We start from the raw sequence: 8,000 nt of genomic DNA on the forward strand, positions 1-8,000 counted from the left end.
CGTCACGCGCATACTGCTGACCCGTGCACCGGAGCGTATTCACGGCCGGATCAACGATGTACTACTGACAGCCTTCGCCCTGGCGGTGATGGACTGGCGGCGCCATTGTGGCCTGGGGGACCATCGGCTGGTTCGCCTGGAACTCGAAGGCCACGGTCGCGAAGCCGTGGTAGACGGCGCGGATCTTACGCGCACCGTCGGTTGGTTCACGAGCCAGTTCCCTCTGCAACTGGATCTGCATCAAGTGGATGTGGATGCCGCTATGCGCGGCGGCGTGGAGCTGGAGCGGGCACTCAAGACCATCAAGGAACAATTGCGGCAACTGCCGGATCAGGGCGTCGGTTACGGCCTGTTGCGCTACCTGGACGAGGAGAGCGTCGACGTACTCGGCAGGGCACCGGTCCCACAGATTGGCTTTAACTACCTCGGACGTTTCGCGGTGGGAGATAGCGCGGAAAGCAGTAAATCCTGGGGCATGGCCAGAGAACCGGTGGCCGGTGCAGATAGCGAGGGTGAGCGTGCCCTGGTCCATGCTCTGGCCCTGAATGCGACCACCGAAGACGCTACTGGGGGACCCTCGCTACACGCGCAGTGGAGTTGGGGCGCAGAACTATTGGATGAAGCGAGTTTGCGCGACCTGGCACAGCGTTGGTTTGCGGTGCTGCGGCGTTTAGCCGCGACCGTTGCGGCCGGTGATGGCACGCTGCTGACGCCTTCGGACGCGCCACTGACACACCTGACTCAGGCACAGATAGAAGCGATTGAAGCGACACAGCGGCCGCTGCAGGAGCTTTTGCCGTTGTCACCGTTGCAACACGGTTTTGTGTTCCACACCCTTTACGATGAGGAATCGCCAGATAGTTACGTGGTGCAGATGGTCTTCACCCTGCGCGGCCAACTGGACGCGGCGCGCTTGCGCAATACGGTGGACCTACTATTACAGCGGCACGCCAACCTGCGCGCGAGTTTTGTGCACGATGGACTGACCTCGCCGGTACAGGCGATCCCGCAAGCGGTAGAGGTACCTTGGCGCGAAGTAACCTTGCAGGGAAGCGTGGAACAGCGGCGCGCAGAGCTGCGCGCGTTGCTGGCAGACGATCAGTGCCAGCGTTTCGAACTCTCGCGCGGCCCTCTATTGCGCTGCCTTCTGGTACGCGACGGCGATAGGCTCAACCACCATTTTGTCTTCACCAGCCACCACATCCTGATGGATGGCTGGTCGTCACCGATACTCCAGGCAGAGCTGTTCGAGTTGTATCGCAACGGCGGCGATCTATCGGCGCTGCCGCGCGTGACTCCCTATAGGAACTACCTGGCCTGGGTCGCCGAGCGGGATCGGGAGCATGGTTTGGCGGTGTGGGAAGAGGCCTTGAAGGGTCTCGCTGAACCGACTCGGCTGGCCCCGGTCAGCACGGTGCGCGCGATCCCGGAAATGCATCGCGTGTCGCTGCCGGCTGCGCTGGGAGAGGCGATGCTGCAGCGGGCACGCGATAGCCAACTGACTCCCAATATATTTGTCCAAGCCGCCTGGGGAATATTGCTGGCGCAATTGACACGGCGCGACGATGTTGTGTTTGGCGCTACCGTCGCCGGGCGCCCGCCGGATATCGCCGGCATAGAAAATATGGTGGGTTTGTTCATCAATACCGTGCCGGTGCGGCTGTGCCTAAAGCCGCGGGAATCAGTAAGTGACCTGTTGATACAACTGCAGAAACAACAGGCGGACCAGCTGGAGTACCAGCATGTCGGTCTCGCAGATATACAGCGTGCCTTGGGCATGGGTGAATTGTTCGACACACTGGTGGTTTATGAAAACTATCCGGTAACCGTGGAAACTGCCGGGGACGGCGCGGAAGAGGGGATCGAGGTTTCGCTGCACAGCAGCCACGGTGCTGCGGCAACGCATTACCCGTTGGGCATTTCGGTGGTACCTGGAGCACCGTTCCAGTTGGAAATAAGCTACCAAGCGCCACTGTTCAGCCGGGCGCAGATCGAACGGATTGTCGACCGCTTTGTACGCGTGCTCGACAGCGTCATCTTCCACCCGGAATGCCGGATTGGTTTGATCGACCCCATCTCCGCCGCCGACCGCCAACTGGTAGTGAGGGACTGGAATAGCACCGCAAATCCGCGTGCGGAAACAACGCTCGTAGACCTATTTGCCGCCCAGGTGTGGCGCACGCCCGAGGCGGTGGCATTGGTAGATGTGGAGGGAGTAATCAGCTACCGCGAGCTCGACCGCCGCGCGGATGGGCTGGCGCGACGGTTGCACGTCATGGGCGTTGGGCCGGAAAGTATCGTCGGCCTTTGCACGGATCGTTCGGCCGATATGGTGGTAGGCGTATTGGGGATTCTCAGAGCAGGCGGCGCCTACTTGCCACTGGATCCGGATTACCCGCTTGAACGACTGCACTACATGCTTGCAGACGCGCGCCCGGTGGCCATCGTTGCACAACCGGCGCAAGTCCGTAAGCTGCCGGATGTCTACGTGCCCACCGTAGCCCCCGACGTTGACGATCCGCACACCCCGGGCTCTATGTGCAGTCCCCATCCCGATCAGCTGGCTTACTTGCTGTATACCTCTGGATCAACAGGTCGCCCGAAGGCAGTTATGGGCAGTCATCGGCTGGTCGCTGCACGCCTGCAATGGGATTTGGAGCATGGTGATGGCGACGCCTGCTATGCACAAAAAACAACGCCGAATTTTATCGACATGCTGTGGGAAGTTTTCATGCCCTTGATAAGGGGGCAGCGTGTGTCGATCCTGCCGCGAGAAGCCGCTAGCGACCCCGACAAAATGATTGATGCGCTGGCCGCTACTGGTGCAAGCCGGATCGTGCTGGTACCGTCGCTGCTGCGCGCGCTGCTAGAGAGCGAAGCGGTTCTGAGCGAACGGCTTCCAAAACTCACTTACTGGTCTTGCAGCGGCGAAACCTTGACGAACGACCTCGTGGAGCAGTTTCACGATCACTTGCCGCACGCCCGCTTGTTCAATATTTACGGCACCTCGGAGTTCTGGGATGCAACCTGCCACGAGACCCAGGCGCGGGAAGAGGGCGCGCACGGCGTACCACTGGGACGCCTGATCGACAATATGCACGCCTATGTGCTCGACCCATTCCTGCGACCGGTGCCGCCCGGCGTACCTGGTGAATTGTACGTAGCGGGTGAGGGGCTGGCACGTGGTTATTTTCACCGCGCCGCGCTGACTGCTGAGCGCTTCATCGCCAATCCATTTGAACCCGGAGCGCGCATGTACCGCAGTGGGGATCTGGCCCAGTGGCGTGAAAGCGGTATTCTGGAATATCTCGGTCGTGCAGATCAACAAGTCAAAATCCGCGGTTTCCGAATCGAATGCGGTGAAATCGAAGCGCTGCTGCGGGAAGACGATACTATCGAACAGGCTGTAGTGTGCTTGTCGGATGTGCGGTCTGGACAGCAACGGCTAGCCGCGTATTGTGTCGCATCTGCGTGGACATCGGTCGATACGGATTGCCTGCGCGAAAGGCTCGCAGCACATCTGCCCGCACATATGCTGCCTTCGGCATTCAAGATACTTCCGGTATTGCCGTTGCTCCCCAATGGCAAAATTGATCGCAAGGCGTTGCCGCCGATCGACGACGCGCACTTGCGTCCAGCAGGCTCACCACAGGAACAGGCACTATGCGAGTTGTTTGGCGAGATCCTGGAACTCGACCAGGTGGGTGTCGAAGATGATTTCTTTGCGCTGGGTGGACACTCACTGCTGGTTCCTCGTCTTATTACACGCATCCGTAATGTGTTGGGTGTGGAGCTGTCTGCTCGCACCCTATTCGAAGCACCCACGGTGGCGGCGCTCTGCAGGCGGTTGGCAAAGCCGTTACAAAAACTGTCTGGCCTGGAGCCAGTTTTACCCATCCGCTCTGCGGGTGATTTGCCGCCACTGTTTTGCGTTCACCCGGCCGGTGGGTTGGGGTGGTGGTATACCGGCTTATCCCGGCATCTGGATCGGAGACGGCCCATCTATGCGCTGCAAGGTAGCGCGCTGATTGAACATCAAGTGTTGCCTACGCGGCTTGAAGAAGTTGCGGAAGCCTGCCTGGCGAATATTCGCAAGATCCAGCCGCAAGGCCCATACCACCTTCTCGGCTGGTCGTATGGCGGTGTGGTTGCCTTCGAGATTGCACTGCGATTGCGTTCGGCAGGAGAGCGCGTCGAACGGCTGGTATTGCTCGACAGCTACTTGCTGGCGGCCTATCCGGGCTACGACCACGAGGCGAATGCGAAATCGCCGAATCGGATTCTACGAGAGTTTCTGCTCCATTCCGGCTGTGATGTCGCTCAATTTGAGGCGCAGGATCTCGACTACGCCCGCGCCGCTGAGCTGCTGAAGTACAGCATCTATTCCGGCTTCGATGCGGCACAACTAGAACGCTTTGTCAGTGCTACCAGCAATGACGTGGCGATGCTTGGTCGCTACTTTCCCGGAAGCAGTTTCGATGGCGACTTGGTGTATTTCACGGCCGGCAAGAGTCGATCATCGGGTTCCCCCGGTGTTGCCGAATTCCACCAGTACGTTAGCGGTACCATCAGTGAGCACATGGTCGAATGCAGGCACGACGAGATGGCACACCCACAATTTCTCTCTGTTATCGGGCACTTGCTTGCGCAGCGATACGGATTGTGAAGATACAAATAATCATGTGTTATGGGCTTAATTTAGATTTTTTAACTCGCACATATTAAGGCCGCCTAGGCATTAGCAGCTGCTAGTTCCAAAGTATTTCCGAGGCAGTAAAAGGGTGGCACACATTTGGAATATTTCGATTGGCGTTTTTGCGTTGGCGCCGTTCGTCTTGATCTCATTGCGTATTTTTTGCAGACAATACTTTCAGCGCGAATTATTAAAAAAAGGAGCATGATATGAGTAATCCCTTTGACGAGGCAGATGGCATTTTCCTTGTGCTAGTAAACGATGAAAACCAGCATTCCTTGTGGCCTGAGTTCGCGGACGTCCCGGAAGGTTGGCGCATCGTTTATGGTCCTGAGCAACGTCAGGATTGTGTCAGCTATATAGAGAAAAACTGGGTTGATATGCGACCTGCAAGTTTGATTCGGGCTCAGGACGAGGCTAGTAACTGGCAGTAGAAAGGCTGACCTGAACTTTACTTGTTCATTAGAATTTTCCTCAAAACAGCCACTTGCTTATTTGCAAGTGGCTATTCCAAATAAATTGTTAATGATGATTGCGCGTGATAACTTCTTTTAAATCTATATGTTTGAAAGTCGTAATGAAATATGTGGCTTTCGATAAATATAGAGTAGGGCGGTTATATTACTTTAACTCGCTTATTACGCCCACTTTCATGTCTCTCACGCATATCAGAATCAATATACCGGTCGGTCGTTGCCATACTTGAGTGACCAGCGTCATCACGGAAATGTTCTCGCGGGCGGTATTTCACATCTTCGGAGATCACTGTATGCTGCAGCCAGTGCACCGTAGCTACCTTCAGGTCTTCTGCATCTTCACCTAGACCTTTCTCAACCATACGTTGGTAAGTAAGCGGTACATGAACCACATTATTCAACTTGCTCTGACAGGCTGCCATGATACCCCCTCCATCAACTTCGGAGAAAAGCCCCATGAATCAACAACAGTGGAAAAGTCATGTCAGGGCCTACGAGAAAAGCTCTCAGTCCAAGCGCGCCTATACTCGTAAGCACAACCTAAACTACAGCCAGCTTCTATACTGTCAGTGTGTTGAGGATTATGAGGCACTGCTACCCTGGAATATCCAGCTTGAGAAAGTTGGGATGGCCGCAGCCGCATGATATAGCGATGCTGGTCGCAAGAAGGCGGATGTCCGCTGAGCAGCTATATTTATCTATTGATGCCATAAGCCTTTAAGCCTTCCATGACTTGGCATTCAGCGGTGCTATCCTGGTACTTTAAATACAATTCTCACCTACGATCTGATCTGATGAAATCGCTTACGAACAAATGGCTAAATTTTCGCCGTACCATACTGATCACCTGGGGCGTTTGGGTAGCTTTGAACTCAATTTGGCACGGAAAGTTAAGCCAATGGGGTTTGAGCTAAAAATCGAGTAAAAGATTAGTAATATCAATGAGTTAAAGCCTTAGTGGCTAAATTCAACGCTTTTACCGGTCGGACCTCTATATCAACTTTGCTCAAATTTACACTTCCGAAAATGACCGATACTCGGTGTGCTGTGAAGTTATGATTGTTTCTTCTTGATCAATCAGGTTGCAGTTAGCATGGCATTTCAAATACAAGGCATTAACCCGCTAAATTTTTACCATTTATTGATGCTTCCAGAAACTCAGTTGAAAGAAAAAAATGCTTGCTGGAAGCTTGTAGATGCGAGCCCCGGTTATCCCTGCAGGGTGTCCCTTGTGGATGCCAAAGCAGGTGAGAGGGTACTCTGCCTACCCTATAGCCATCATAATACTTCATCCTTTTATCGTGCTTCAGGCCCTATCTTTATTCGGGAGCATGCCGAACCCGCGAAATTAGATACTAATGAAGTTCCACTGATGCTGCGACACAGGCTACTTTCAATTCGCGCTTATAGTTGCGAGGGGGTAATGGAGACTGCTGAGGTTGCTCAGGGAGCGGAGCTTGAGGGTGTGCTCGAAAAGCAATTTTCCTTAGGGAAGGTGGATTATATTCATATTCACAATGCGCTTCCTGGGTGCTTCAATTGCGTCGTCTACCGAGCGTAAGGTGCACCATTGGGGACTGCCTGTTGGGCTTCTGAAAAACTCTGCTGATCGCTGGGATACAGCCCTCACAATCCGGCGGTTCCACTGATAGTTATTGTTATATTTTAAGTGAAAAAATTATCGAAGATTAGAACTTAGGAGAGGTAGCTAGTTTTTCTTATGCTCCTTTGGATCATCTAAGAGCCCCTCTTTTTCCTCTAGGTCATCCAGCTTATGATATTTTCTTTTTATTTCATTGATATCCACACTGGGCTTGGGAAAAGACATTTTTAGGGCCTCCATTGCGTCGGCCACAATGGAGGCAATTGCAAGATTTCTAAACCATTTGTGATTAGCGGGAATAACGAACCGAAGTTGATGGAGGGAGCATCATGCCAGTCTGCCAAAGCAAGTTGAATAATGTGGTTCATGTACCGCTTACGAAAGGTTTCAAGGTCTATATAGATTGGATAGAAGACAATCACCTTGATAGAGGAAGGGTGACTACAGAAACAGCTTCAACGTTAAGGAGTCGCATGGATCGATGCTCATCATTAATTTACTTAACATCACAATCTGCTTCTGGTTCTCTTTGGATGCCTTGGGAGCTTGGTTATATGGATGCTAAAAAAGGGAAAGTTGCAGTCGCGCCAATCATGGATGATGGTGAAAATTTTGAAGGCAGAGAATATTTGGGCTTATACCCTTATTTCGACCTCACAAATGATGATTTTTACATTCATAGAAATATAAGCGAGTGGGTAGACATTAAAGACTGGATGGCCGGTAAACAACCCTAATCTTACATTTAGAAGAATATAATATGGCAAAAAGAGTTTTCTTCAGTTTTCACTACAAAGACGTAATTGATTTTAGAGCTAATGTCGTAAGAAACCACTGGCTAACGAAATCGGACAGAGAGAGTGCAGGGTTTTATGATGCATCAATTTGGGAAGAGGCCCGTAAGACCGGTAGTATCGCTTTGAAGAGACTTATCAATAATGGTGTTGCGGGAACAACTTCAACTTGCGTGCTTATCGGTACATCAACATATCTCAGGCCATGGGTAAGATATGAAATACTGAAGAGCTACAGAAAAGGAAATAGTCTTTGCGGTGCTCATATTAATGGCATTAAAGGAAAAGATAAACAAACCAAAACTTTAGGAAAGAATCCATTCGATACCTGCCCATGGGCAGGCTCTTGAAGGGCATAGGTGGATTAGTTCAGACCAAATCTGACACATCCTCTTGAAAAAGAGGGGTTTACCAGTTTTGATGAAGGTGCCTAA

Annotated in this window: 7 protein-coding genes; 6 read left to right on the plus strand and 1 reads right to left on the minus strand. The window is 52.7% G+C overall.

Annotated features, from left to right (window positions below):
* Positions 1 to 37: 37 nt before the first annotated feature.
* The gene (locus ACCI49_RS22565) at positions 38 to 4,666 is read left to right on the plus strand and encodes a non-ribosomal peptide synthetase (protein WP_371841497.1); all 4,629 of its coding nucleotides are present in this window, start codon (positions 38 to 40) and stop codon (positions 4,664 to 4,666) included.
* Positions 4,667 to 4,902: 236 nt separating this feature from the next.
* A complete protein-coding gene (locus tag ACCI49_RS22570) occupies positions 4,903 to 5,127 on the plus strand; it encodes an MbtH family protein (protein ID WP_371841491.1) in 225 nt (74 codons plus the stop codon).
* A 182-nt stretch (positions 5,128 to 5,309) separates the two neighbouring features.
* Here the strand turns inward: ACCI49_RS22570 and ACCI49_RS22575 are convergent, their stop codons facing one another.
* Positions 5,310 to 5,591 (minus strand): site-specific integrase, encoded by a 282-nt coding sequence (locus tag ACCI49_RS22575; protein WP_371841492.1) that lies wholly within the window; start codon positions 5,589 to 5,591, stop codon positions 5,310 to 5,312.
* 34 nt (positions 5,592 to 5,625) lie between these two features.
* On the opposite strand from ACCI49_RS22575, the gene tnpA reads away from it, so the two are divergent.
* The 4 genes from tnpA (at position 5,626) to ACCI49_RS22595 (ending at position 7,916) form a co-directional block, all read left to right on the plus strand.
* The gene (gene tnpA, locus ACCI49_RS22580; protein WP_371841493.1) at positions 5,626 to 5,814 is read left to right on the plus strand and encodes an IS66 family insertion sequence element accessory protein TnpA; all 189 of its coding nucleotides are present in this window, start codon (positions 5,626 to 5,628) and stop codon (positions 5,812 to 5,814) included.
* Between the two features lie 448 nt (positions 5,815 to 6,262).
* Positions 6,263 to 6,730 carry a DUF1203 domain-containing protein gene (locus ACCI49_RS22585; RefSeq protein ID WP_371841494.1) on the plus strand — a complete coding sequence of 156 codons (468 nt, stop codon included), beginning with the start codon at positions 6,263 to 6,265 and terminating at the stop codon, positions 6,728 to 6,730.
* Positions 6,731 to 7,101: 371 nt separating this feature from the next.
* Complete coding sequence (locus ACCI49_RS22590; RefSeq protein WP_371841495.1) at positions 7,102 to 7,509, plus strand: hypothetical protein; 408 nt, start codon at positions 7,102 to 7,104, stop codon at positions 7,507 to 7,509.
* A 23-nt stretch (positions 7,510 to 7,532) separates the two neighbouring features.
* On the plus strand, positions 7,533 to 7,916 hold the full coding sequence (locus tag ACCI49_RS22595) for a TIR domain-containing protein (protein ID WP_371841496.1): 384 nt from the start codon (positions 7,533 to 7,535) through the stop codon (positions 7,914 to 7,916).
* Positions 7,917 to 8,000 lie beyond the last annotated feature (84 nt).

Source organism: Microbulbifer epialgicus (assembly GCF_041447265.1).
GTDB classification, from domain to species: Bacteria; Pseudomonadota; Gammaproteobacteria; order Pseudomonadales; family Cellvibrionaceae; genus Microbulbifer; species Microbulbifer epialgicus.